This is a genomic window from Candidatus Poriferisodalis sp., assembly GCF_965262965.1.
GTDB lineage: Bacteria > Actinomycetota > Acidimicrobiia > Acidimicrobiales > Poriferisodalaceae > Poriferisodalis.
Genome location: NZ_OZ253573.1, coordinates 2241026 through 2265535, shown reverse-complemented (window position 1 = coordinate 2265535; position 24510 = coordinate 2241026). Strand labels below are relative to the sequence as shown.

20 protein-coding genes are annotated in these 24510 nt (G+C 65.8%); 8 read left to right on the top strand and 12 right to left on the bottom strand.

Annotation, left to right across the window (positions count from 1 at the left end):
* Positions 1-67: 67 nt before the first annotated feature.
* The gene (locus ACQY5K_RS10785; RefSeq protein WP_428114980.1) at positions 68-1504 is read left to right on the top strand and encodes a Fic family protein; all 1437 of its coding nucleotides are present in this window, start codon (positions 68-70) and stop codon (positions 1502-1504) included.
* A 42-nt stretch (positions 1505-1546) separates the two neighbouring features.
* On the top strand, positions 1547-2320 hold the full coding sequence (locus ACQY5K_RS10780; protein ID WP_428114978.1) for a TerC family protein: 774 nt from the start codon (positions 1547-1549) through the stop codon (positions 2318-2320).
* A gap of 67 nt (positions 2321-2387) precedes the next feature.
* On the opposite strand, the gene ACQY5K_RS10775 is transcribed toward ACQY5K_RS10780, so the two are convergent.
* The 3 genes from ACQY5K_RS10775 to ACQY5K_RS10765 form a co-directional block, all read right to left on the bottom strand.
* A complete protein-coding gene (locus tag ACQY5K_RS10775; RefSeq protein ID WP_428114975.1) occupies positions 2388-3824 on the bottom strand; it encodes a flotillin family protein in 1437 nt (478 codons plus the stop codon).
* Between the two features lie 45 nt (positions 3825-3869).
* Complete coding sequence (locus tag ACQY5K_RS10770; protein WP_428114973.1) at positions 3870-4424, bottom strand: hypothetical protein; 555 nt, start codon at positions 4422-4424, stop codon at positions 3870-3872.
* An 89-nt stretch (positions 4425-4513) separates the two neighbouring features.
* Positions 4514-5017: a pyridoxamine 5'-phosphate oxidase family protein gene (locus ACQY5K_RS10765; protein WP_428114971.1), complete on the bottom strand. Its 504-nt coding sequence runs from the start codon at positions 5015-5017 to the stop codon at positions 4514-4516.
* Positions 5018-5137: 120 nt separating this feature from the next.
* Between ACQY5K_RS10765 and ACQY5K_RS10760 the strand changes: the two genes are divergently transcribed.
* On the top strand, positions 5138-6454 hold the full coding sequence (locus ACQY5K_RS10760; RefSeq protein ID WP_428114968.1) for a PQQ-dependent sugar dehydrogenase: 1317 nt from the start codon (positions 5138-5140) through the stop codon (positions 6452-6454).
* Between the two features lie 78 nt (positions 6455-6532).
* Here the strand turns inward: ACQY5K_RS10760 and ACQY5K_RS10755 are convergent, their stop codons facing one another.
* The 6 genes from ACQY5K_RS10755 to ACQY5K_RS10730 all read right to left on the bottom strand — a co-directional run bounded on the left by ACQY5K_RS10755 (position 6533) and on the right by ACQY5K_RS10730 (position 12228).
* Positions 6533-7387 (bottom strand): TolB family protein, encoded by an 855-nt coding sequence (locus tag ACQY5K_RS10755; protein WP_428114966.1) that lies wholly within the window; start codon positions 7385-7387, stop codon positions 6533-6535.
* The gene (locus ACQY5K_RS10750) at positions 7363-8022 is read right to left on the bottom strand and encodes a hypothetical protein (RefSeq protein ID WP_428114964.1); all 660 of its coding nucleotides are present in this window, start codon (positions 8020-8022) and stop codon (positions 7363-7365) included. The genes ACQY5K_RS10755 and ACQY5K_RS10750 overlap by 25 nt, the downstream gene beginning before the upstream one ends.
* Before the next feature lie 155 nt (positions 8023-8177).
* A complete protein-coding gene (locus ACQY5K_RS10745) occupies positions 8178-8471 on the bottom strand; it encodes a hypothetical protein (RefSeq protein ID WP_428114961.1) in 294 nt (97 codons plus the stop codon).
* A gap of 98 nt (positions 8472-8569) precedes the next feature.
* Positions 8570-9331: a succinate dehydrogenase/fumarate reductase iron-sulfur subunit gene (locus ACQY5K_RS10740; RefSeq protein WP_428122644.1), complete on the bottom strand. Its 762-nt coding sequence runs from the start codon at positions 9329-9331 to the stop codon at positions 8570-8572.
* A gap of 47 nt (positions 9332-9378) precedes the next feature.
* Positions 9379-11340, bottom strand: a complete 1962-nt coding sequence (locus ACQY5K_RS10735) for a fumarate reductase/succinate dehydrogenase flavoprotein subunit (RefSeq protein ID WP_428114959.1) — start codon at positions 11338-11340, stop codon at positions 9379-9381.
* 57 nt (positions 11341-11397) lie between these two features.
* Positions 11398-12228 carry a succinate dehydrogenase cytochrome b subunit gene (locus ACQY5K_RS10730; RefSeq protein ID WP_428114957.1) on the bottom strand — a complete coding sequence of 277 codons (831 nt, stop codon included), beginning with the start codon at positions 12226-12228 and terminating at the stop codon, positions 11398-11400.
* A 309-nt stretch (positions 12229-12537) separates the two neighbouring features.
* Between ACQY5K_RS10730 and ACQY5K_RS10725 the strand changes: the two genes are divergently transcribed.
* Positions 12538-13698, top strand: a complete 1161-nt coding sequence (locus ACQY5K_RS10725; RefSeq protein WP_428114954.1) for an ATP-binding protein — start codon at positions 12538-12540, stop codon at positions 13696-13698.
* Positions 13699-13720: 22 nt separating this feature from the next.
* Complete coding sequence (locus ACQY5K_RS10720) at positions 13721-16210, top strand: hypothetical protein (RefSeq protein WP_428114952.1); 2490 nt, start codon at positions 13721-13723, stop codon at positions 16208-16210.
* 23 nt (positions 16211-16233) lie between these two features.
* Here ACQY5K_RS10720 and ACQY5K_RS10715 read toward each other — a convergent pair whose 3' ends face one another.
* On the bottom strand, positions 16234-17592 hold the full coding sequence (locus ACQY5K_RS10715) for a hypothetical protein (RefSeq protein ID WP_428114950.1): 1359 nt from the start codon (positions 17590-17592) through the stop codon (positions 16234-16236).
* A gap of 26 nt (positions 17593-17618) precedes the next feature.
* Here ACQY5K_RS10715 and ACQY5K_RS10710 point away from each other — a divergent pair, with 26 nt between their 5' ends.
* Together ACQY5K_RS10710 and ACQY5K_RS10705 are read left to right on the top strand one after the other, a co-directional pair.
* Positions 17619-19061: a sigma 54-interacting transcriptional regulator gene (locus tag ACQY5K_RS10710; RefSeq protein ID WP_428114947.1), complete on the top strand. Its 1443-nt coding sequence runs from the start codon at positions 17619-17621 to the stop codon at positions 19059-19061.
* Between the two features lie 118 nt (positions 19062-19179).
* Positions 19180-21216, top strand: coding sequence for a hypothetical protein (locus tag ACQY5K_RS10705; protein WP_428114945.1), 2037 nt, complete (start codon positions 19180-19182; stop codon positions 21214-21216).
* A gap of 60 nt (positions 21217-21276) precedes the next feature.
* Here ACQY5K_RS10705 and ACQY5K_RS10700 read toward each other — a convergent pair whose 3' ends face one another.
* Positions 21277-22416 (bottom strand): hypothetical protein, encoded by a 1140-nt coding sequence (locus ACQY5K_RS10700; protein WP_428114943.1) that lies wholly within the window; start codon positions 22414-22416, stop codon positions 21277-21279.
* A 36-nt stretch (positions 22417-22452) separates the two neighbouring features.
* Positions 22453-23172: a TetR/AcrR family transcriptional regulator gene (locus ACQY5K_RS10695; RefSeq protein WP_428114939.1), complete on the bottom strand. Its 720-nt coding sequence runs from the start codon at positions 23170-23172 to the stop codon at positions 22453-22455.
* A 167-nt stretch (positions 23173-23339) separates the two neighbouring features.
* Here ACQY5K_RS10695 and ACQY5K_RS10690 point away from each other — a divergent pair, with 167 nt between their 5' ends.
* Positions 23340-24464 (top strand): LLM class flavin-dependent oxidoreductase, encoded by a 1125-nt coding sequence (locus ACQY5K_RS10690; RefSeq protein ID WP_428114936.1) that lies wholly within the window; start codon positions 23340-23342, stop codon positions 24462-24464.
* Positions 24465-24510 lie beyond the last annotated feature (46 nt).

Here is a 24510-nt window from a genome sequence, read left to right as displayed (position 1 = left end):
GCGCGTCAAATACGTATAGAACTGGCGCGGTAAGCGGCATGTCCGGCAGTGGGAGCGAGTCGCCGTCATGGGCCTTCTTCGCACAGAGTCGTGGCCGGGAAATCCGGCGGCGCCCCGGGCTATCGATCGGCGGCCGGGTACTTTTCGCGCCTATGTCCCTCACCGCCTGACTGGCTGGCATCCGTTGTTGCCAGCCGACGTGGCGGCATTTGTCGCAGATGCCGAACGGCAACTGGTTGCGACGGCCTCAGTGCTTGCACCGGATTCTGCTTCGGTCAGCATGTTCTTCTGGGCCGAGTCGCTCGGCTCGTCGCGTATCGAGGGAGTGACACCGCAAGCTCGGCGGGTCGTGCACGCGTTGATCGCCGAGGCGTCCCCTTCCCCACCTCGTCGTCGGGGCCATGTCGGCGAGGTGATTGGCAACATCGAAGCAACGGCAAAATCTCTGCGCATCCTCGCCCAGCCGGCGGCATTGACTGTCGAGCTGCTCTGCGATGCCCATCGCGTGCTGATGAACTCGTCCCCGAATCCGGGACTCGGCGGCGCCCTGAAGACGACGCAGAACTGGATCGGGGGCAATGACTGGCATCCGCTCGATGGCGACTTCGTGCCGCCTCCACCCGATGAGTGCCGACCGCTCATGGAAGACTTGGTTGCCTACCTCCGAACCGGCAATCATTCGCCGGTCATGCAAGCTGTGGCGGCGCACGCTCAATTCGAGACGATTCATCCGTTCGGCGACGGCAACGGCCGTGCGGGCCGAGCCCTCTTGTACGCAGCGTTGAAGCATCGGTGCGCCTCGGAGGGGTTCATGCCGCCCGTCAGCCTGGCGCTGTCACAGAACCGTGGTGCTTACCTGCGGTCGCTCGCCGCGTACCAGAGCTACATCGGAGCGCCCGATGACGTGCGCAGATCAGCAGCCGCGATCCCGCTGGCCGAGGTCGTCAGTACTGCTGTGAACCAGTCGTGCGACGCGGCGAGTTCCTATGCGGTTGCCATCTCACGCCTGCAGGACCGTTGGCGCGAACGTGTCGGGCAGCGCACCGGGCGCTCTGCGGCTCTGGCTGCAGTGAACCTGCTGGCGTCGCAACCCTCGCTGACGCCAGAGATCCTCGCGTCGGAATCCGGTTTTTCGCCGCGGCGGTGCGCAGACGCGCTTCGTCGTCTGACTGAAGCTGGCATTACACGGAGCCGCCGCGTCGGTCCGCGCTTGCGTGCCTACGACGCCGACCGCATTTTCGAAATGTACGACGTCATGTCCTCGACAATGGGCGATCCGCACAGCGCACGTCAACTCCTCGGCCAGATCGCAGGAGTTCCGTTTCTTCCGACCAATGACAGCGACGACTTCTCGGGCGCCGTCGAGAGCGTCGATCTCGGGGCGCAGTGGGAGCGTTGCCCACTGCGCGTCCGCTCGACTGGCCGGCGCTGCGGGCTTGAAGCTGGGCACCGAGGACATTGCCGGGCAATTCCGCAGCGTCGCCATCCGCCGCGCACACGCTGAGCGCGACGGGCGTGTAGCGCCCTCGCTCTAGCGTGGGCGCCCGTGGAGTGGATATCGAATCCCGAGGTCTGGATCTCGCTGGCGACGCTGACGGTGCTCGAGATCGTCCTCGGCATCGACAACGTCATCTTCATCTCGATATTGGCAGGCCGGCTGGATGGCGAACAGGCCGACCGGGCTCGCGTCGTGGGGCTGTCGCTGGCGATGGGAATGCGGGTGCTGCTGCTGCTGGGCATCTCGTGGATCGTGCGGCTCACGACACCGCTGTTCTCGGTCTTCGGCCACGAGCTGTCGGGGCGCGACCTGATCCTGCTGGGCGGGGGGCTGTTCCTGCTGGGCAAGTCCACGTTCGAGATCCACCACAAGCTCGAAGGCGATGACGCTCAGGGTCCCGCCGGGAGCGCTGCCGGCTCGTTCGCCAAGGTCATTGTGCAGATCCTGCTGCTCGATCTGGTGTTCAGCCTCGACTCGGTCATCACCGCGGTCGGCATGTCCGACCGTGTCGGTGTGATGATCGCAGCCGTCGTGATCGCCGTCGGCGTCATGCTGTGGTCGTCGGGCCCGGTGATGCGGTTCGTGAGCCGTCACCCGACCGTGAAAATGCTGGCGCTCAGCTTCTTGTTGCTCATCGGCATGTCACTGGTAGCCGAGGGCGCCGACTTCCACATCCCGAAGGGCTACATCTACTTCGCGATGGGCTTCGCCGTTTTGGTTGAAGCGCTCAACCTGCGCATGAAGCGCAACCGCGAGTCACCCAAGCCGCCAGTCGAACTGCACGAGCGCCGCCTGCCCGAGGCCGACGCTCAGGCGCACTGAGCGGCCCGCACACTGGGCGGCCCGCACACTGGGCGGCCCGCACACTGGGGCCGCTGGATGTCTCGGCCTAGTCGCCGTTGCCTTCGTCGTCGCCTGAGCCGTCACCCGAGCTGTCGCGCAGCCGGTCGGCCAGTTCGCGCAGTCGATCCAGTGCCCCTTCGTCCTCGAACTCGCCAAGGAACTGCGGCAGCTTGATGCCTGCCTGGCTCGCCACCTCATGCAACGGCGGCAGCGCACCCACCAGGCCAGACACGAAGTTGGCCGTCGTGCCGGCTTGCCCGTCGCCACCCGAGCCCGAGTCCCACACCGTGATCTTGTCGATCTTCAAGTTCGAGATGGCTTTCACCTGCTCGGCCACGAGGTTCGGCAGCTGCTCGGCAATCATCAGCAGCGCTGCTTGTGGCGCCGCACCGCCGCAGGCAGCAACGAGGGCGCCGAAGCCTTCGGCGCGCCGGCTGAGCAACGCAAGCAAGCCCATCGCCTCAGCCTCCATGAGCAGCCGCTGACCGTCGGCCTCACCGGCCTTCACCAGCCTGATCCGGTCGGCCTCGGCCTCGGCAAGCGTGCGCACCCGCTCGCGTTCCACCTGGGCCGGCACCACGATGTCGGCGTCCTGTGCGGCCTTGTCGCGCTCTGCTCGCACCCGCTCGGCCTCAGCCTCAGCCGTGAACGACTCCTGTGCGGCCTGTGCCTGGCTGACGCGCTCAGCGGCGTTGGCGGCGCGCTCAGCTTCTGCTTCCAACTGGCGCCGCTCGCCGGCCGATTGAGCAATCACAACGTACGATTCGTTCTCGCCTTCGGTCGCGGTGGCGTTGGCCTGCGCCACGCGGATGCGCTGCTCGCGTTGCGCCTCTGCGGCGCCGATGTCGCCGTCGCGCTCCTGCTCGGCCACCTTGACCTTGGCCTCGCTGATGGCGCGGGCTGCGGCTTCGCGACCCAAAGCGTCGATGTATCCCGACTCGTCGGTGATGTCCTGGATGTTGACGTTGATGAGGCGCAGCCCGACCTTGCGCAGTTCGAGCTCGAGCGATTCGGTGATGTTGACGATGAGCTGCTCGCGGTCGGTGTTGATCTGTTCGATCGGCATGGTGGCGATCACCACCCGCATCTGACCGAAGATGATGTCGCGGGCCAGGTTCTCGATTTCCAGCAGGGACAAACCGAGCAGCCGCTCGGCGGCATTCTGCATGACGCCTGGCTCGGTGGAGATCCCGACCGTGAACGTGGCTGGCGTGTTGACCCGAATGTTCTGCTGCGAGAGAGCGCCTTGCAGCTTGATCTCGATGGGAATCGGCGTGAGGTCCAAAAAGGACCAGCCCTGCAGGATTGGCCACACCATTCTGCCGCCGCCATGCAGGCACTTCGCCGACTCGCCTTCGCCTCCGACGCGTCCATAGATCACGAGGATCCGGTCGGATGGACAGCGCTTGAAGCGCGATGAGATCCACAGCACGGCGATCAGCAGGATGGCGAACAGGCCACCTGCGAGTGCGATGACGGCCATAACTACCTCTATGTCTGCTTGGTGGGCTTGGTGGGCAAGGTCAGGCTAGTGAGGCGCCACGAGAACGGTCGATGGGTCGACGACGCCGACGACGGTGATGGCAGTCTGCGCCGGCAGGCTCTCGTTGGACTCCGTGAGGGCGTTGATGACCCGCAGTCGTCCCTGCACCATCACTTCGACTTTGCCTGGCTTGGCACGGTTCGCGGCAACCGTGAGATAGACGGTGCCGTGTGCGCCCACGGCGGACTGGTAGTCGATCGAGCCGCTCTCGCCGAGCTTCGCGAATGAGCGCCACAACAAGCCCACGGCAATGAACACTGCGAAGCCGGCGGCGATGGCGACGCCCACCGACAGGGCTGTGGAGCGGTCTGCCTGCTTCATGAGGACGCCCGTCCAGCCGAACGCAAACGAGAACGCGGTCAACGTCCGCACAGACAGGAACCCGCTGCCCGGGTCCTCGTCGCCAACGTCGATATCGACGTCAGCTCCGATGCCGAATGCCAGCAGCGCGATCTGCAACAGCAGGAAGAAGCTGGCGATGAAGGCGATCGCGTAGAAGATCTGCAGATCGCCGGTCAGAGCCTGCCACCAGTCGCCCATCGGTCCCTCCTCGCTCGAACTCTACGCTTCGCTGCCTGCGATGGACTTGCGCGGCAGAACCGGCGCGGCATCGTCGATCGGGACCTTCCTCAGGCTGATACTCCCGCCAAGCGATGACTTGCCATCCCGCCGGCCGGTGACCACGACTCCACCAACAGTGCGTGCTCTGCGACATGCACCAGCACGACGCGGGTGATCTCTGCGGTGAAGAGCGCAATGCGCGTGGGGTCGTCGATCTCGAAGCGGTGGCCGCGCGCGAACAGCGTGGCCAGCTCGCTGTCAGCCGGCACGGCGTGGCCCTCGATGCGCGCGTCGCCGCAGGTCATTGCCTCGTCGTCGGGTGCGGAGTGCAATCCGAACCGGGGGTCGCGCCGCAGATCACCCGCCTTTGTCGACTCGTACTCCATGCCGAGCCACAGATGCCCGTCACGGATCGGGGCCTCCATGCCCGACATGCGCGGCGAGCCGTCGGCGCGGATCGTTGCCATCACGGCATGCCGGTGGCTGTCAAAGCGCTTCTGCACCCGCTCGGCCAGCTCTGGGCTCGCTGATGCGAACTCTGACCAGGTCGCCGCGCTGCTGGCAGTGCTCATGCAAATCCTCGGCATCTCGTCGCGCCGCGGCCTGTGCCTCTCGGCTGCGCCTCAGATATTCGCAGACGGCGACGACTGCGGATTGCGCCGCTCGTTGAGGCCCGGGATACCGTCGGCCGCATGTGCAAGCTCGGGGCCGTGGCACTTGTCGCCGCGGTGCTGGTCGCGGCGTGCAGCGCGAGCACCGAGCGTGCGACAACGTCGAGCGCTGACGGTGCCGGTGGCGGCGATGTCGACCATGCGGCCACGGTCGAGCCTGGGGCGCAACCGAGTGTGACCATGGCGGCTGCGGGATCCACCGGCACGAGCACGCCGAACGCCGTCGTACCGACCGACGCCGGGGATGACGAATCAACTGCACCGAGAACGCTCGCCGACACATCGTTGCGCCTGGTGCCGGTGGCGGAGATCGATGACCCGATCGCAATGGCGGCGAAGCCTGACACGGCGCAGCGCTACGTGGCGTCGCGTTCGGGCCAGGTGTGGCTACCGGATCCGGGCGGCTCCGACGCAGCACCGCAGCTGGTGGCCGACATCGGCAAATCGGTGAGTGGGGGATGTGAGCGGGGGTTGCTCGGCCTTGCGTTCGCGCCCGACGGCTCGCAGCTGTACCTGAGCTACACCGACACCTCCGGCGCCAGCCGCATCGCGGCCGCGCCGATGCAGGGATCGGTGCCCGAGACCGATCGCATGCGGGTGCTGCTGCGTGTCGACCAGCCGGCGTGCAACCACAACGGCGGCCATGTGGCAATCGGACCCGACGGGCTGCTGTGGGCGGGATTCGGGGACGGCGGCGCCGCAGACGACCTCTTCGGCAATGGTCAGGACCCCTTTACGCTGCTGGGCACCATCGTGCGCATCGACCCGATGCCGCCGTCGGGCCGCGGCTACGCCATTCCCGCAGGCAACCCGTTCGCATCGGGCGGCGGCGCGCCCGAGGTGTGGGCGTACGGCGCCCGCAACCCGTGGCGGTTCTCATTCGACTCGACAACTGGCGACCTGTGGATCGGCGACGTCGGCCAGAACGCCATCGAGGAAATCGGGGCGCTTCGGGCCGCCGACGGCTGGTCGCCGGGTGCCAACCTGGGATGGCCGCTGTTCGAGGGCAACGACCGGTTCGCAGGCAGTGCGACGCGGGGCGACCTGGTGTTTCCCGTCTACACCTACGGCCACGACGAGGGCTGCTCGGTGACGGGCGGCGAGGTGTATCGGGGCGCTCTCATTGGGGCGCTGGCGGGCGCGTATGTCTTCGGCGACTACTGCACCGCAGAACTGTGGGGACTCGTGGCCGATGCCGACGGCGGACTTGGCCGTGTGTCTCTCGGCGTCTCAGTGCCACGACAGACGCTGGTGTCGTTCGGCACTGACGCCGACGGCGAGTTGTACGTGCTCAGCTCGGCAGGAACGGTGTTCCGCCTCGAGCCAGATCTGCGTTGACCGGTACTGCGTTGACCAGTGACGATCAGCGCGGGCCGGATCAGCGTGGCTGCCACTCACCCCAGGCGACGTCGGTCATCAACCGGTGTGCACGCGCAGCGCTCGACGATCCACAACACCGTTGCTGTCGTCGTCGTAGTGCGCGACGTAGGCCACACGCTCACCCCCCCGAGACCACTCGAGGAGATTGCCGTTCTCCTCGATGACCCCCGAACCGCCGATTCCGTTGGATCGTTCGATGCGAGGCTGGGTGCCGGCACGATTGCCGTCGGCGTCACGCAACACTGCGGTGTAGGCCACGTAGGACCCGTCGGGCGACCACAACAGCTCCCCGTCGAGTGCTTCGTACGCGATGTGGGTGCCGTCAGGCGACCACAGCTGAACGGAGCGCCATTGAATGCGGTCGATGAGCCCCAAGTCACGTGCGCTTCCACCGTCGGGCTTTGCGATCCAAAGATTCTGACTGTCGTCGCGGCCGTCGCCATCGCAGTCGCTCGACGTGCCGTAGGTGATGTGCCGTCCGTCCGGCGACCAGCCGAAGAACGTGACGTCATCGCCGAGTGTGAGCACGGGCGCGTTGGAATCCATGGACTCGATATGTGCGCGTGACGTCGTGGCTCCCGTGTCGGGGTCGGTGATCAGCCCGACGTACGCGAAGTGCTGTCCATCGGGCGACCAAAAGGCACCGGGCACGTTCGCGAACAGCAGGGTGCGGTAGGCGACGCGACCGAGGCTGCGGATTCGGCGGCCGTCCGATTCGGCGACGTACGCCTCGATGCGATCCACGCGACCATTGCCGTCGCTGTCGCTGAGCTCGAAGGCGACGACGCCGTTGCCGTCGGGCGACCAGACCGGATATCCAGCTGGCTCGAACAGGACGTTTGTGTCGCCGTCGACGGTGGAGACAATCAGGCGACCGTCGACCTCGGCCAACCCAAACTGCCGTCGCGCGGATTCCACGACCATCCGTTGTGGTCATCCGAGCGCAACTGGCGGTCTGAGCCATCGGCGCGCATGGTCCATAGGCGCTCACCCCACCCAGACCCACACGCGGCCTTGCTGATCCCCACGTAGGGAAGTGAGGTGTCGCCTGAAGGTACGCGGCTGCGTTCACCTTGGCGGACCGCCGTGAAGATCGCGCGCGCCGTGGGGACGGACGGGGACGTTTCGGGGATCGTCGCCCGCGGTTCGCCGGCGTCGGCGACCCGCTCGATTTCGATGATCTTCGCGATGTCATCGAGTGCCGCCTCAACCGCCGTTTCTGTGGCCGAGCCCACGTCGTCAGCGAGGCCCACGATCACGACACGCGCCGGTCGGTAGTCGGCGATCAGCGAGGCGGTCGCGGCGGTGCGGACATTGGCGCTGTTCCAGCCATTCGCCACGATCAGGGTCACCGTGTTCGGGCCTGCGACCTCAGGGCGCTCCAGTGCAGCGCGCGCGGCCGCCGCAGCGGTCTCGACCCGGCTGGTTCCGCCGAGGCGCTCGACCACGGTCCAGCGGCATGCCGCGCAAACGGCTGCGGTCAACTCGTCCATCGCCGCGGGCAGCACCGCAGATTCGCCGCCCACGACCAGAACGCGGTCTGGCGCAAATTCGGCGATAAGAGGCCGCGCGGATAGGTGAGCGGTCTGTAGCGCAGATTGAGGGAGATATCGGACCCCGGCAGCAAAGACGCTGGTCAGACCCCTCCCCGGCCAACAGCCGAAGCCAGTGTTTTCGCAGGTCAGCGCCTATTGGCGCATCCTCTAAGGGCCGCGGTTTCCGGCGACAGGCCGTCGGACTCGATGCACACCGCTGCGGCGTTGCGGGCGTGATGCGCCAGTGCCTGAGCGACTGCGTTGTCGGCTGGGCTCGGGCAATTCGCCACAACCAGCGTCAGGTTCGTCCCGTAGCGCACCTGGTTCGACGGCGCCTCTGCTGCCGCCGGCGGCACCGCGGGCGCAACGACGGCCAGCGCAGCAACCAGCGCGAGCGCAGCCCGTGCTGTTTGACTGGAGCGCCGGCTCTGACGCCTCACCGTCGAAATTGAAATCATGAATCGGTGAACTCTGTTCACGAGAGCGGCACGCTATCGCTCTGTCCGTTTACTGACGCTCCGCGAACGCGCCGCGTGGACTAGTGCTGCCCGGCGAGCTTGCGGTTCTTGATCTTGGCCTTGACGTAGTCGCGGTTCATGAACGCGATGAAGTCGAGGCTGATCTCCTTGGGGCAGGCCTCGGTGCACTCCCCGTGATTGGTGCATGAGCCGAAGTACTGCTCCATGGTCTCGACCATCGATTCGGTGCGCTCCCAGCGCTGCGGCTGGCCCTGGGGGACCAGGTTGAGGTGCGCCAGCTTGGCCGAGGTGAACAATTGCGCCGCCGAGTTCGGGCACGCCGCCACGCAGGCACCGCACCCGATGCACGCCGCTGCGTCGAACGCCGTCTCCGCGGCGTCCTTGGGCACCGGCGTGAGATTGGCGTCGCCAGCCGCACCGGTGTTCACCGAGATGTAGCCGCCGGCCTCGATGATGCGATCGAACGAGCTGCGGTCGACCACGAGGTCGCGCACCACCGGGAATGCCTTCGCGCGGAAGGGCTCGACGGTGATGGTGTCGCCGTCGGAGAACTTGCGCATGTGCAGCTGGCACGTTGTCGTGGCTTTCTCGTGGCCATGCGCCCGCCCGTTGATCATCAGGCTGCACATGCCGCAGATGCCCTCGCGGCAGTCGTGATCGAACTCGATCGGTACCTTGCCGTCGGCAATCAGCCGCTCGTTGATCACATCGAGCAGCTCGAGGAACGACATGTCCTCGCTGACGTTCGGCGCGTCATAGGTCTCGAATCGGCCCTTCGCATCGGCGCCCTCTTGACGCCACACTCGCAAGGTGAAATTCAGCACGCCGCCGTGGCTGCTCTGGCTGCTCTGGTCGGATGTTCCGCCGCTCACTTGTAGCTCCGCTGTGTCAGTGCCACCTCTTCGAACTCCAACTCCTCGGCGTGACGGGTCTGGACGGTGTCAGCGCCATGCCATTCCCATGCGGCGACGTGTGCGAAGTTCTCGTCATCGCGCTGCGCTTCGCCGTCGGGTGTCTGGTGCTCTGCCCGGAAGTGCCCGCCACAGCTCTCCTCGCGCAGCAATGCGTCTCGCGCCATCAGCTTGGCGAGCTCGAAGAAGTCGGCCACCCGGCCCGCCTTCTCGAGGCCCGAATTGAGCGTTGCGCCCGAGCCGGGCACCCGGAGGTCTGCCCAGAACTCGGCTTCGAGCGCTGGGATCTCCGAGAGCGCCTTCTCGAGGCCTTCCCGAGAGCGCTCCATGCCGATGTAGTCCCACACGATCTGGCCGAGCTCGCGATGGAACCAGTCCACCGAGCGGGTCCCGCCGATCGACAGGAACCGTTGCGTGGCATCGGCGACGCCGGCCACCGCCTCGGTGAACACCGGATCGTCCGCCGCCACCACCGGCTCGCCCAGCCGGCCGGCGAGGTCGTCGCCGATCGTGTAGGGCAGCACGAAGTAGCCGTCCGCGAGCCCCTGCATCAGCGCTGACGCACCCAGCCGGTTGGCGCCGTGATCGGAGAAGTTGGCTTCGCCGATCGCGTAGCAGCACGGGACCGTGGTCATGAGGTGGTAGTCGACCCAGAGTCCGCCCATCGTGTAGTGGATGGCCGGGTAGATCCGCATCGGCACCTCATAGGGGTTCTCACCGGTGATGCGCTCGTACATGTCAAAGAGGTTTCCGTACTTGGTCGCCACCGCCGTTTGTCCGTCGCGGCCGATCACTTCGGAGAAGTCGAGGTAGACGCCGTTGCGAAGCGGCCCGACGCCCTTGCCTTGGTCCACGACGGTCTTGGCGTTGCGGCTGGCCACGTCACGCGGCACCAAGTTGCCGAACGCCGGGTACTTGCGCTCGAGGTAGTAGTCGCGCTCGCCTTCGGGGATCTTCTCGGTCGAGCGGGCATCGTCCATCGCCTCGGGCACCCAGATCCGACCGTCATTGCGCAGCGACTCGGACATGAGCGTCAGCTTCGACTGGAACTCGTCGCTGGCCGGGATGCAGGTGGGGTGGATCTGCGTGTAGCAGGCGTTGGCGAAGTACGCCCCCCGCCGGTGCGCCCGCCACGCCGCTGTGACGTTGCACGCCATGGCGTTGGTGGACAGGTAGTAGACGTTGCCGTAGCCGCCGGTTGCCAGCACCACCGCATGCGCGGAGTGCGCCGCAATCTCGCCCGAGACGAGGTCGCGGGTGACGATGCCGCAGGCTCGGCCGTCCTTGGTGACCAGATCCAGCATCTCGCTGCGGGTGTACAACTCGACACCGCCGGCTGCGACCTGCCTTGCGAGCGCCTGGTAGGCACCCAGCAGCAACTGCTGGCCGGTCTGGCCACGGGCGTAGAACGTCCGGCTGACCTGTGCCCCGCCGAAGGAGCGGTTGTCGAGCAGGCCACCGTACTCGCGGGCGAACGGCACGCCCTGCGCCGCGCACTGGTCGATGATGTTCGTCGACACCTCGGCCAGACGGTGCACGTTGGCCTCACGGCTGCGGTAGTCGCCGCCCTTGACGGTGTCGTAGAAGAGCCGGTGTACCGAGTCGCCGTCGTTGGTGTAGTTCTTCGCGGCATTGATGCCGCCTTGGGCTGCAATCGAGTGCGCCCGGCGGGGCGAGTCGTGGAACGTGAACGCCTTGACCCGGTAACCCAGCTCGGACAACGACGCCGCGGCGGAAGCGCCTGCCAGCCCGGTGCCCACCACGATGATCTCGAAGCGGCGCTTGTTGTTGGGGTTGACCAGCTTCATGGAGAACTTGTGGTTGGTCCACTTGTCGGCCATTGTCCCGTCGGGCACCCGGTCGTCAAGCACGCCGTTCGATGAACCGTTCATCGCCGCGTCAGTCCCTTCTGCCGCCATCTCAGTGGGCCTCTGCGTCTTCGCTGCATCTAGTGTGCCTCAGCCTCTTCGCTGCATCTAATGTGCCTCAGCCTCTTCGGCCAAACACTCGAGATCGACGCTGCTGCACTTGGCGTTGCCCTCGTCGACGAGGCCGGCTTGCACCAGAATCGGGAAGGACAGATTGCCGATCAGGACCACGCCGGCCAGCACTGTCGCAAGATTGCGGCGCAGGCCGTTGTAGCGGGGGTTGTTCACGCCGAGGCTTTGGAACATGCTCCAGGTGCCGTGGAAGATGTGCACCGCAAGCGCCACGTTGGCCACGACGTAGACGATCGCCACCGGGACCGACGACAGCGATTCGACCACGTTGTGGTACGGGTTGCCCCGCACATATGCATCACCCAGCCACCATCCCCACGTCAGGTCGGCAAGGTGGAACAGCACATACAGGCCCACGATCGGACCGGTCCAGCGCATGGTGCGTGAGGCGTAGTTGGCTGCGATGTAGTCGCGCTTGGATTCGTACTTCTTGGCGCCACCCACGAAGCCCGCTCGATCCGAGGCCAGGCGACTGCGCTCCTTGAGCGTGTACGCCGAATGCAGGTGAACCACGAACATGGCGAGAAGCCCGACCCGCATCACCCACAGCAGCAGCGTTCGTGGCACCAGGCCGCCGCCCAGCTCGCGCAGCGTCTCGGCGTACTCGTACATCCGCGCGGGGCCCTCGTAGATGTGCAGGTTGCCAATCATGTGCACGATGACAAAGCCCAAGAGCCCGATGCCGGTCAGCGCCATGACCCACTTGCGACCGACCGCTGACTGGTAGATGTTCAGCGGGAACGGCAACGGGTGTCTGGTCTTGAACACCGGAACCGAACCGGCGGGCTGCGTGGCAGTCGGCGCCATGTGCTTCTCCTGTGGGCGACATTCGGGGGACAGTGTGCAGCGGCGGCACAGCCGGCCGGGATGGCCCGGTCAGCGAACTGGATGCGACGTTGTTTCGGTGCGAGACCGCCGAGAGCGGTTCGCGCAGCTTCGTACCGTACTTGCGCACCTCACGCCGTGCGCAATTGGGTGTCGCGGCCTGGACCTTGACCCATACGTATCCCGGCGTCTGCGAGGCTGATCCGTGCTGACGGGGGAACGATCTCGTGTCGGTCTCGCTGGTCGCACCTAAGGTACCGTCCTCGTTAGAGCCTGCTGGAGGAGGAGCACGTGGCGCACACGACGTTGGCCGCGCTGCTGGCCAAGTGGGATCCGCTACCGCTCGCAGAGCTGGCACTCGAGCTCCGCTGGGCACAGACCAACGACCGCACATTTCACCTCGACTTGTCGGAAGAAACAGCCCCAGAGGCCAGCAGACCATCAGCTCTACGGCTCTTCATTCCCTCGGTCATGACGTTGGCTAATTTGCTCGTGGGTCGTTATCGCAACGTCCCAGTGACGGTAAGTCTGCCCGAGTCGCGCGGCTTGAATCTGCAGCTAGCCCGTGGCGGCTTTTTCTTCGCGTTGGCCAACCGCGACCAAGTTCAATGGTCTGGCGGCACACCCGACGAGTGGGGCGACACGAAGATTGCGTGGGCGCATTCGTTTCACCCAGACGACTCCGCAATGTTGCGCGAAGCGCTGGTGAGTGCCCACGACCTTGAGCGAGATTCTTGGGTAATACGCGCAGCCTTTCAGCGCTATCTGTTGTCGCTGATACATCCGCACCACCGTCCTGCTGCAAGCCTGCACCGCGAGCTCTCGCTGGTCGCGGGACGCTGGCTGAGCGGCCGACTCGGTGGGCACTCCGCGAGGGAGATGCAGAAGACACTCGCCGACTGCCTCGAGGTCTTCTACCAGATTGTTGTCAATGTCCCGGACCATGCAGCCTTGAGGCGTGAGCCACGAGGCTGTTCGTTGGGACAGGTGTATGTGACGCTAGGTGGTGGCCGGGAGAGCCACAATCGGCTGCACTTCTCGGTGCTCGATAACGGCACCGGCTTGCCGCATCGTGTTAACGACCTCTATCAGGATCGACAGCGCACTTCCGAAGAAGCGCTGAGCGACGCAATTCTGGGTCATCTGCCACGTCGCGTAGGCGGCCGTGGAGTGGGGCTGAATCTGGTGCGCAAGATCGCCAGCGAGTACGCCTGGGGCGACCGAGGCGTCGGGGGCGCGAGCCGCATTTGCATCGTGACGAACGGCGATGGAGCAGATGCGGCCACGTACTTGGACTGGCATAGCGGTGACGCGGCCCCGGCCGTTTCCACCGTCCCAAAATTGCCCGTGGGGGGCACCCTCGTTTGGGTTTCGCTTGGATTGGAAGTGACGGTGCCCGACGACGATCCGCATCAACTGGAGTTGACGTTCTCCGAAGCGGCCACCCGGTAGCGGCTGAGTCCGACGGCGGACGATGGCGACGACAGCGGGCCGCTACTTGCGCGTCGACATCGATGATTCGTCGGACGAGGCATTCGCCAAGGCACCAGTAAACGTCGGCGACGATGGCCAAGCGTTCGGGCTCACGCTGGTCGATCTGCACGGTAGGAGCCGTGGCCGCTCAGGATCTGCAACAGCACTACCCGAACGGATGACGGCCGCCATACAGGAACGACTGCAGCACCTGTCATCGACGGACTGTGTTCTCGTGCGTTGGCCGTGGATCGCTGCAACCGCCGAAGAGTTCATCGAGGAAATCGAAACTTGGCTCAATCGATTGTCGGGTAACGCTGGCGGTCAGCCGGTCATCCCCTCGGGCGTCTCGAATCTCGGCGTCTTGCTGCACCGACTCGGCGGCCCACCGAGGATCGTGTGGGCCAGGACGACTGTTGCCGATGATGCCGAGCTGTGCGCACAGGCGAGGTCATTGGAACTTCGAGCGTTACTCGAGTCCCGCGAGGCGATTTGGGAGCCGAAGACCTATCACTACCGTTTGCCGAGCGGTGAACACACGGATGTATTTGTCCGCGCCGCCGACGCGTTTCATGGTCCGGAAGACGTGTCAGCCGTTGTCTGCTGGCTCACGCCATTCCTCGTTGATGGAATTGGAGTCGTAGCCGACACTGCAGGTCTTACGCCCCTCGTGCTACAGATCGACAACGTGCTTCGCCAGCATGGTCAGGAGATAGGACCGACAGCGATTCTGCCGCAGTACCCATCCGGCCGACCCACCGTTCGTCGGACCGTCGAATCAGTGCTGCAAGGGTCGACGAGTCAAGTGCTTGCACTTCTCTCAGTCAGTTCCACGGGCGGCTTGCAGCGGCTTCTCCTAGACGAACTCGAACGAGCCGTGGCGAGCCTTGGAGTGGATCACTGCGCGCTTGAGGTGCTCGTCGACAGGGCTGCACAGCTTGATATGGCTCTTGGGCCAGCCGTGGAGTCGCCTGTGCGTGTCTCGACGTGGCTTGGCTTGGCGCGCCCCAAGATTGACGGCATGGGCGCTTTCTGCGGTCTCTGCGGTAGCGCGGAAAAGGCGCAGATCGTCGCCATCGATCCCCGCAGCTATGGCGCAATGTCCTTGCCTGAGCCCCATTTGGTCATGCCCGACATCGACTACGCACAGGACGCTCAGAGCTTCTGGGAGCGTGCCGCTCGGACGGGTGGAATTTCAATAGAGGCCAACCCGCATCCGGCCAGCAGGGTTGCGCGCGGCAAACGCACCCCACTGCCCGTTCGGCCCATTTTCGAGCTGATCGTGTCTCACGAAGGACTCGAAGAGTGGGTTCATGCACAGCGAATTCGGTTGTTGAGCAGAGGTGGCTATGTCGTACCGCCCGAGGCCAACGTCGGCTTGGTCGTGGCTGCCGAGAATGACTTGAAGCAGGTGCCGCTGCCTGGATTTGCCGGTGAAGGCACCACGGATCTGCGCCGCAGCCTTCAGTTGGTGTTGCGTGCGCTTGACATCGACGAGTTTGTTCCGATCCTCGCCGAGGGCGACCCTGACTTGCGCGCGGTGCTTTCCCAGCTCACCTCCGAGCAGTCGGTCTTGATCTTCTCATGGGGAACTGTGACCGGTCTGACGCTGAGGCACATCAAGGTCGCCGTTGCCGATGAACTGCTGAGTCTGCAGCAAGAGCGCCGGGTTGACGCGTTGGTGCTTCATAGCCGACCGACATCGCCTCGCGAGTGGTCGGCAATGCAGAACCAGTTCATCCCGGGTCGATTGTCGTCCTTGTGGACGAGCTGCTTTCCGTGGCAGTCGCCGCTGCAGGAGGAATACCGTCTCCTCGACCGCTCCGGCATCTCAACAGCGCAGCTCTCCGAGCACGGCCACAACTTCGTATCGTCCCGTCTTCAGTTTCTGCAATATCACTTGACCTACCAAGACGTTGACGACGACTGGTCCCCCCGGTTCGGCGTGGCAGGCGGGGGGCCGAACCCCACCCATGTTTTCTGGGGAATGTCCGAGCCTGCGATCCACCAAGAGCGGGTGCGTGGCCGCTCTTTGTACGGCGCCCAACTGGATTGCATGGCGGCCTACGCAGCGATTGGCGCCGCTGTCAACCACACGCGGCTCTCGACGCGGCCCTCCGCCGCGCCGCGCTGGGTAATGTTCGAACTCGGCCGGGCGGTGCGGTCCTACTTCGACGCGATCATCACGTGCGCGCTTATCCGCTGGCTGTATCCAGGCGAGCTCTGGTGGGAGTCCGACAGCGGTGGTCCTGCGTCGGCGTTCGACTCAGTTGCCTTTCTTATCGATCAAGCACGCGGTGAACCGTCCGAACAAGTCTTGTTGCTACCCGAGCTACTGCTCGCGGCAGCCCAGGGAAAGATCCCGACAGTCGCACGTGGGCTATTGGGCGAGCGCGTAACGGAGGCGCGAGCGAGTTGGCCGGACGAGCCTGGCTACGACATGGCGCGCGGAGCCATCGATGTGGGGCTCTGGTTGTTGGAGTCGAACTGAGTCGTCGGTTGCCGAGCAGAGCACTAGAAACCGCCAAGCAGCCATGCGGGACGCGTGGGGTCTGCGTCGTGGAGGGCGCGGCGCATGATGCGGTCGCGAAGGGGGCCGCTTCCCGGGATGGATCGGCGTCCGCCGAGGTTTCGCAGCGGCTGCCAGGCGGCGACGCTGGGGTGATTGCCGATGTGGTCGGCGGCTGCGGCTGCCGCTCGGGCCGCGACTGCGCGGAGGCTTCGCTGACCGCCGCCGAGCACGCTGGGGTCGAGGGTGATCTGTTGGCACAACAAGGTGCCGGCGGCGTCCGCGGTCTCGTACAGGCCACGGTGGGCGAGATCGTGCGCAATGATGGTGAGACTGTCTGGTCCTGTGGGGCGAGGCTCACCGTTCACAAGCATCCCGGAGCGACGCGCACTCACCGTGCGGATGCCTGTTGTGCACTGCACGGTGTGGCTCGTCCGCTCGTTGACGGAGAGCGCGATGTTGACGTTGTAGCGGGGCTGGGCTCCCATCCCCGCCGGCCACCACAGCGCCGGCTGATCGAGGGCGACCAGCCATTCGAGGTTGTTGCGTCCTCGCGCCAGCACAGGTGACGACCGCGCCAGGCCACCACCCGGCGTTTCGCCTGTACCCGGCGTCACGCACGGCAACACAGTGGTGGTGACTTCGGATCGGTAGGTGGCGGCGCTGTCGACCGTCGCGGAGATGCGCAGCACTGCGCGGTCGTAGTCGGCCTCGATGACCAGGACGCGTGCACGCTCGATGCGAGCGGGGCCCGTTCGTTCGATCCGGATGTCAGCGACCGGGGTGTCGGGCCCAGGATGCGGCCGGTTCGGCGGGTGGGCTGCTTCGATGGCGATGAGATGTGTGGCCCCACGACCGTCACCAGGCCCCAGACGCCCCGTGATCTCGAAGGCGTGCCGGTAGTGCCGCCCGCGGACGTCGCCGAGATACGCGCCGTCCAGCCAGACATGGCCGAGCCCGCAAACGCCGCCGGTGACCAACCAGTCGCGGGCGTCGGCATGCGTGTGGGAACCGTCGGGTATCGGAGGGTCGAAGTGGCGTCGGTACAGAACGGCATCGGCCTCGCCGAGTCCGTCGTCGAGCCACCATCGCCCTGGCGAACGTGACACGAGCCAAGCCGAATCGTCCAGTGCTCGGTTTGCAACTGTGCGCCATTCGCCATGGCCGGCCGCGCGAACAAGCCACGTTCCGGCGAGCGGTGCGGCGTCTCCGCCGGACTCCTCGACGAGCGACCACTCGACGCTCACCTTGTTCCCTCCGTGCCGGCTCCCGTGCGTGACCGCCGTTCCGGCATCGCCCCCGGTGCCACCGGTCTCGCTGTGACGGTAGCGGTCGCCGAGGTCGGAACTGGCGCCTGCCACCACGTGCGGTGGGGGCTAGGTTGCCCGCCATGAGCCAACCCACCACGCTCGGCGAACTGCGCAAGATCGGCTGGGAGTCCCGGCCGGTCAAAGAGGAGATGCGTGAGAACGCCGCCGCAGCCGTCGCCGCCGGCGAGCCGCTGTTCGAAGGAGTGCTGGGGTACGAAAACACGGTCCTGCCCCAACTCGAAAACGCGATGCTCGCTGGGCACGACGTCGTGTTTCTGGGCGAGCGCGGGCAGGCCAAGACCCGGATGATCCGATCGCTGGTCAACCTGCTCGACGAGTGGATGCCCTACATCGAGGGTTCGGAAATCTTCGACGACCCGTACAACCCGGTTTCCCGGCACGCTCGCGATCTCGTCGCCGAGCACGGCGACAACACACCCATCGCCTGGGCGCATCGCAGCATCCGCTACGGCGAGAAGCTGGCCACGCCGGACACCTCGATTGCCGACCTCATCGGCGAGGTGGACCCCATCAAAGTTGCCGAGGGCAGGTACCTCTCAGACGAGCTGACGCTGCACTACGGACTGGTGCCGCGCACCAACCGCGGCATCTTCGCCATCAACGAGCTGCCGGACCTTGCCGAGCGCATCCAGGTGGGCCTGCTGAACGTGCTCGAAGAGCGAGACGTGCAGATCCGCGGCTACAAGATCCGCCTGCCGCTCGACGTGCTGCTTGTGGCCACGGCCAACCCCGAGGACTACACCAACCGGGGTCGCATCATCACGCCGCTGAAGGACCGCTTCGGCGCCCAGATCCGCACCCACTATCCGCTCGATGTCGACACCGAGATGGACATCGCCGCCGCCGAGGCTCGCCCGCTCAGCCTCGAGCATGTCTTGGGAGGCATTTCGGTGACATTGCCGGACTTCATGTCCGAGATCGTGGCCACCTTCAGCCATGTGGCCCGGTCGAGCAGCCATGTCAACCAGCGCTCAGGCGTCTCGGTGCGCATGACCGTCACGAACACCGAGACGCTGGTCGCCAACGCCGCTCGCCGGGCACTTCAGCGCGGCGAGCATCACGTCGTGCCGCGTGTCAGCGACCTCGAGGCGCTGATGAGCTCCACGGCAGGCAAGATCGAGATCGAGTCGATGGAAGAAGGCCGCGACGGCAAGATCGTCGAGACGATGCTGCGCGCCGCGGTCCTCGAGGTCTTCAAGAACCGCTTCTCCCCAGACGAGCTGACCGATGTCGTGGCCAGCTTCGGCGAGGGCAAGGTGGTCCACACCGGCGACGACCTTGGCTCTGGCACCTACATGGAGTTGCTCGAGGGCAACCCGGCGCTCGCGGTTGCTGCCGAATCGCTCGCGGCCACCTCAGTAGATGCGGGAGCGGCCAGCGAGGGCGCCGCCCCGTCAGTGCTCGCCTCGGCAGTCGAGCTGGTTCTCGAAGGCCTGCACCTGTCCAAGCGACTCAACAAGGAGCACGTCGGCGCCCGGGCCACCTACCGCTCGCGCGGTTGAGTCCCCCGACACATGGCGACCGTGACAGAGTGAAGACTGTGCAGGCTGGCGTTCGATTCCCGAGGCGCTTGGCTGGCCTCGCGGCCGACGGAGCCAGGACTGTGCAGGCCGGCGTCCGATGAAGATTCGCTGGCGTCGGGCTCGTCGCGAAGGCGCCCGCTTCCGCTACTCGGCGTGGGACGGCACCCAGACCGGCTTCGACTTCGACGCGGACAGCCTCTTTGCCGAGCTGACCGACGATCTGCTGTACCACGGCGATCTGAACGCTGCGCTGCGGCGCCTGATGCAGCAAGGCTTCACCGACGCTGACGGCAATCGGCTCGAAGGGCTTCGCGAGATGCTCGAACGGCTGCGCGAGCGTCGTTCGGAGATGCTCGAGCAGTTCGACCTCGGCGGCGTCTACGACGACATCGCCCGCGAGCTTGACGAGATCACCGACACCGAGCGCGAGGCGCTCGAAGAGTTCTCGCACAACGCCGCCGACAGCGGCGACGAGCGACGCAGCGAGATCGCCCAGTCCAGCGCCGTCGAGCGCAACCTGCAGCTCGACATGCTGCCGCCAGACCTCGCCGGGAAGATGCGGGGCCTGCAGAACTACGACTTCGAATCTCCCGAGGCCCGCGAACAGTTCGCCGAGCTCGTCGAGCGGCTGCGCCAGGAGGTGGCCCAGAGCTACTTCGACCAGATGACCGGTGCCATGGGCAACATGAGCCCCGAGGACCTGGCCCGCACCAAGGACATGATGGCCGAGCTCAACCAGATGCTCGAACAGCGTGCCCGGGGAGAGGAGCCCGACTTCGAAGGCTTCATGGACCGCTACGGCGACTTCTTCGGTGAGAACCCCCAGTCGCTCGATGAGCTGCTTGAGATCATGGCCAAGCGCATGGCCGCCATGGCCTCGATGCTCAACTCGATGACGCCCGCCCAGCGCCAGCAACTGGCCGACCTGGCGTCCCAGCTGATGGACGACATGGACCTGCAATGGCAGGCCCAGCAGCTCGCGCAGAACCTCCAGCAGGCCTTTCCCGACATGGGCTGGGATCGCAACTACCAGTTCGGCGGCGACGACCCGCTGTCGATGTCCCAAGCGGCTGACGTGATGGGCCAGCTCGGCGACCTTGATGCGCTTTCGGAGATGCTGCAGGGCGCCGTCAGCCCCTCTGCGCTTGCAGAAGTGGACCCGGAGCGGGTGCGCGAGCTGCTCGGCAACGAGTCCGCCGAGGCGCTGGAGCAACTCAGCGAGATGGCTCGGATGCTGGAGGAATCAGGGCTTGCCCAGCACACTGAGGGACGGCTGGAGCTGACGCCGCGAGCGCTGCGCCGGATCGGCCAGAACGCCCTGGGCGACCTGTTCGACCGTCTCATGGACGACAAGGTCGGCAGTCACCAGGTGCGCAAGACCGGCATCGGCCACGAACGCGCCTACGAGACCAAGCCATACGAATTCGGCGACACCTTCAATCTCAATATCGAGCGAACCGTGCGCAACGCCGTGACTCGGCAGGGGACCGGGACGCCGGTGCGCCTGACACCCGACGACTTCGAGATCGAGCGCACTGAGTTGCTTTCGCGCGCTTCGACTGTGCTGATGCTGGACCTGTCGCTGTCGATGCCGATGCGTGACAACTTCCTGCCCGCCAAGAAGGTCACGATGGCGCTGCACTCGCTGATCTCGACGCAGTTCCCGCGTGACTACCTCGGCATCGTGGGCTTCGCCGAGTCGGCCAACGAGCTGAAGGCGTCCGAGCTGCCGGAGGTGTCGTGGGACTTCGCCTACGGCACCAACATGCAGCACGGGTTCATGATCGCCCGGCGCCTGCTGGCCCGCCAGACCGGTTCGAAGCAGATCATCATGATCACCGATGGTGAGCCGACAGCCCACCTTGCCCGCGACGGCCGGCCGTACTTCGCCTACCCGCCAGTGCGCGAGACCATCGAGGCCACGCTGCTGGAGGTGGCGCGGGCCACCCGCGAGGACATCCGCATCAACGTGTTCATGCTCGACCCGAACAGCTATCTGCGGGCGTTCGTGGAGAAGATGACCGAGATGAACGGGGGGCGGGCCTTCTTCACGAGCCCCCACGATCTGGGCAACTACGTGTTGGTGGACTTCCTCGAGCACCGCCGAAAGCTGAGCTCGAGCAGCCGCTTCTGAGCGCAGCCGCTGCCGTCTCATCGCCAACGGGCGGATGAAGCGGTCGTTCTCCCGCCGCCGCTACGGGGTTGACGTGGTTGACCGGGCGTCTTGAAGGGGCGGGGCGACGTTGCGAACGGTGAAGACGCCGATGGCGGAGATCAGGACGAGCCCTGCGCCCGCAATGCCCAGCGCTGTGGTGCCGAGGCCGTCGATGAGCAGACCGCCCATCAGCGGTCCGCCGGCGCGGCCTGCGGCCATCACGGCCTGGGCGTCGCCGGCACGTTCTTCGGGATAGCGGGACCGGCTGGCCAGGACTTCGAACACTCCTGGTATCGCCAACCAGAAAAAGAAGCCCCACGCCACGAGCGCACTGAAGAACAGCCACGGTTGCGTTGATGTGGCGACGAGGATCAGGCACGCCGCTGCGGCTGCCATCGGGGGGCTGGGGATCTTGCGGGGGGCCTTCCATCGAACCGCGGGGATCGCGACCAGGGCGTTGAGACTGAAGCCGATGGCGATCACCGTCACTGACATGGCTGCGTTGCCGGTGCCCAGGACCACGGCGAAGACGAAGACCGACGAGCCGCCGAGGGTGAACAGGCCCAGACAGATCAACAGGATCCGGGCGGCGGGCACGGCGCGGTTGCGCGTGGTCGTCCTTGGGAGATGGTCCACTGCGCTTCGGTATCCGAACGCGAGAGGGATCAGTGACACGGCCGCCAGCGAAGCAAACACGAGCCGTGCGCCGCCGGCGGTGAGCAGCACCGAGACAAGCGGTGCAGCGACCAGCCCGACCATGGGGCCCGTCACCGCTACATCGTCCATTCGACGCGAGTCGCCGAAGGCCTGTACCCATCCGTACCAGGCCACAAGCCCGAGCGCGAAGCCGCTGAGGAGCCGCAACGCCACGAGCGCCGCGAATGCGGGCAGGGCGGCCGAAGCCAGATTGGCCGCCGCGGCTGCACCGAGACTGGTGACAAAGACCCACCCGCGCGGCTGCAGCCAGCGACCGGCGCCCCATGAGGTCACCACGAATCCGCCCAGCTGGAACACCCCGATCAAGGAGGCCGCGCCGAGGCTGATGTCGTAGTGATCAGAGATCTCGGACAACAGGAACGGCGTCGACACGAACGCGAGGACGCTGAAGCCGACCGCTAGGAGGATGCCGATCTTGACCGTCGGTCGCAGCAGCAGCGCGAGCCGGATGGGGAATTGCACCAGCGAAAGCTACTGCTGAGAACGACTATTCGAAGTTCAGGCGGGTTGCAGGCCGGTGAGGACCATGTCGGCGAATTGGCGGGCGAGGTCGTCGAGGCGGAGTTCGCCGCTGGGGCGGTACCAGCTCGCCAGCGAGTTGAGGCCCGAGATCATCAGCCGGGCGAGGACCTTGGCGTTGGTGTCGGCGCGCAGTGAGCCGTCGGCCTGGCCTTCGGAGATCAGCCCCACCCAGAGGTTCGCGAATTCGCGCAGCGGAACGGTGAGGTTCTCGCGGGTGTGCGGTGGCGACTCGTTGTAGCAGCGAATGTTGGCGACGGTGAAGCTGCTCGCGGCCACGATGCAGTTCACGTACGCCACGATGGTCTCGGCCAGCCGATCCGAGCCCGAGGCGTCGGGACCTAGAGCCTCAAGCGCTGCATCGATGGCGTCGCGGGCGTGGTCGATGCCGACCCGCAGCACCTCTTCGACGATCGCGTCCTTCGAATCGAAGTGGTAGTAGAGGCTGCCCGCCTGCATCTCGGCAGCGCCGGCGATGTCGGTCAGGGTCGTGGCGGCATAGCCGCGGCACGACAGCAGACGCGCAGCGGCGTCGAGAATGCGCATCCGGCTGCGCTCGCCTTTGCGGACCCGACGACCGTTGCCTGCGTCGCCGTTCTCATCGGATTCGGCGGCAATGGCGGCGTCTACGGGAACCGACTCGGCTGAGCTGTCGGTGACTGTGCCTGAACTGCCGGAGGCTGCATCGGTGCTATCCATGCCGGACGCGAACTTAGCCCTGAACGAGCGTTCATGCAGTGGCTGGACGCAAGGCGGGACACTGACACGTGCTGGTGGGTTTCGGCTGGCCGCGCCGAAGTGTGCTCACCTACACTCCGCGAGATACCCGCTACGGGCTGCAGCGAGCCGAACTGAGGGGAGCCGGGGTGAAGTTCAGCTTGTTCATGTACTGCACGATCGGTCGCCGCCACGAGTTGGAAGCCGGCCTCGCAGGACTCAACAACGACTACTACCAGCGCATGCTCGGCGAGATTGCCGAGATCGCACGCTTCGCCGACGAGGCCGGCTGGTATGGCTTCGGCCACCCAGAGCACCACTTGCAGATCGAGGGTTTCGAGATCTCCAACGATCTGAATCTGATGGCCAGCTGGATTGCCCAGCACACCACCCGGCTGCGCCCAATCGCCTGCGGCTACGTGTCGACCACCCACAACCCGCTGCGAGTCGCCGAGCAGGTGGCAACCCTCGATCACATGACGGGCGGGCGGCTCTGCTTCGGTGTGGTGCGCGGCTACCAGCACCGCTGGGTGGATCAATTCAAGATCCGTCCCGACCTCGCCGCAGTCGGCAAGTGGAACCGCGATACCCATGACGACGAGTACAACCGCCGGTTCTTCGAAGAGTTCGTCGAGGTGGTGCTGACTGCGCTCCGCAACGACACGTTCTCCTACGAGGGCGAGTTCTGGCGCTTCCCCAACGACAATCTCAATCCGCACACCCACACCGTGTATTCCGATTACGGCGCCGGCGTCGATGCGGACATGACAATCCGTGAGGTCGGCATCGCCCCGCGCCCGCTGCAGTCGCCGCACCCCCCGCTGTATGGGGGGTTCACGATGTCGATGAGTTCGGCGGTGTTCTGGGCGCGCTATGGCGGCACGCCGATCGTGCTGAGCGACAAGATGGATTTCTGCGAGGCGCTTTGGAAGGCCTACCGGGAAGAGGCCGCCCGCCACGGCGTCGAGAAGCCGCGCGGGCACGAGTGCGGCTGGGGTGGGGTGGCCGTGTGCGCGCCGACCGACGAGGAGGCATGGCGCCAGTTCGCTGACATGGAGTGGTTCTGGAATCAGTGGGCCATCCAGTTCGGCCAGGGCATGCCGCTGCCGCTCGTCGGCAGCCCCGACACGATCAGCCGCCAGATCGAACAAGCGCACACGCTGCTCGGCATCGACGAGGCGTTCTTCCTGGTTCCCCAGGGCATCCACTCTGCCGACCAGATCAACGCGTCGCTCGAGCTGATCAGCGACAAGGTGATGCCGCGTTTTGCCTGAGCTGGACCTCGGGCACATGACCCAGCAGCCCCGGCGCCGACGGCGT

What these genes read in the sequence shown, in the direction of transcription:
- ACQY5K_RS10785 (WP_428114980.1), top strand. Translation starts at nt 68, where the DNA reads ATGGGCCTTCTTCGCACAGAGTCGTGGCCGGGAAATCCGGCGGCGCCC.
- ACQY5K_RS10775 (WP_428114975.1), bottom strand. Translation starts at nt 3,824, where the DNA reads ATGGCCGTCATCGCACTCGCAGGTGGCCTGTTCGCCATCCTGCTGATC.
- ACQY5K_RS10770 (WP_428114973.1), bottom strand. Translation starts at nt 4,424, where the DNA reads ATGGGCGACTGGTGGCAGGCTCTGACCGGCGATCTGCAGATCTTCTAC.
- ACQY5K_RS10765 (WP_428114971.1), bottom strand. Translation starts at nt 5,017, where the DNA reads ATGAGCACTGCCAGCAGCGCGGCGACCTGGTCAGAGTTCGCATCAGCG.
- ACQY5K_RS10760 (WP_428114968.1), top strand. Translation starts at nt 5,138, where the DNA reads ATGTGCAAGCTCGGGGCCGTGGCACTTGTCGCCGCGGTGCTGGTCGCG.
- ACQY5K_RS10735 (WP_428114959.1), bottom strand. Translation starts at nt 11,340, where the DNA reads ATGGCGGCAGAAGGGACTGACGCGGCGATGAACGGTTCATCGAACGGC.
- ACQY5K_RS10730 (WP_428114957.1), bottom strand. Translation starts at nt 12,228, where the DNA reads ATGGCGCCGACTGCCACGCAGCCCGCCGGTTCGGTTCCGGTGTTCAAG.
- ACQY5K_RS10720 (WP_428114952.1), top strand. Translation starts at nt 13,721, where the DNA reads ATGGCGACGACAGCGGGCCGCTACTTGCGCGTCGACATCGATGATTCG.
- ACQY5K_RS10710 (WP_428114947.1), top strand. Translation starts at nt 17,619, where the DNA reads ATGAGCCAACCCACCACGCTCGGCGAACTGCGCAAGATCGGCTGGGAG.
- ACQY5K_RS10705 (WP_428114945.1), top strand. Translation starts at nt 19,180, where the DNA reads ATGAAGATTCGCTGGCGTCGGGCTCGTCGCGAAGGCGCCCGCTTCCGC.
- ACQY5K_RS10695 (WP_428114939.1), bottom strand. Translation starts at nt 23,172, where the DNA reads ATGGATAGCACCGATGCAGCCTCCGGCAGTTCAGGCACAGTCACCGAC.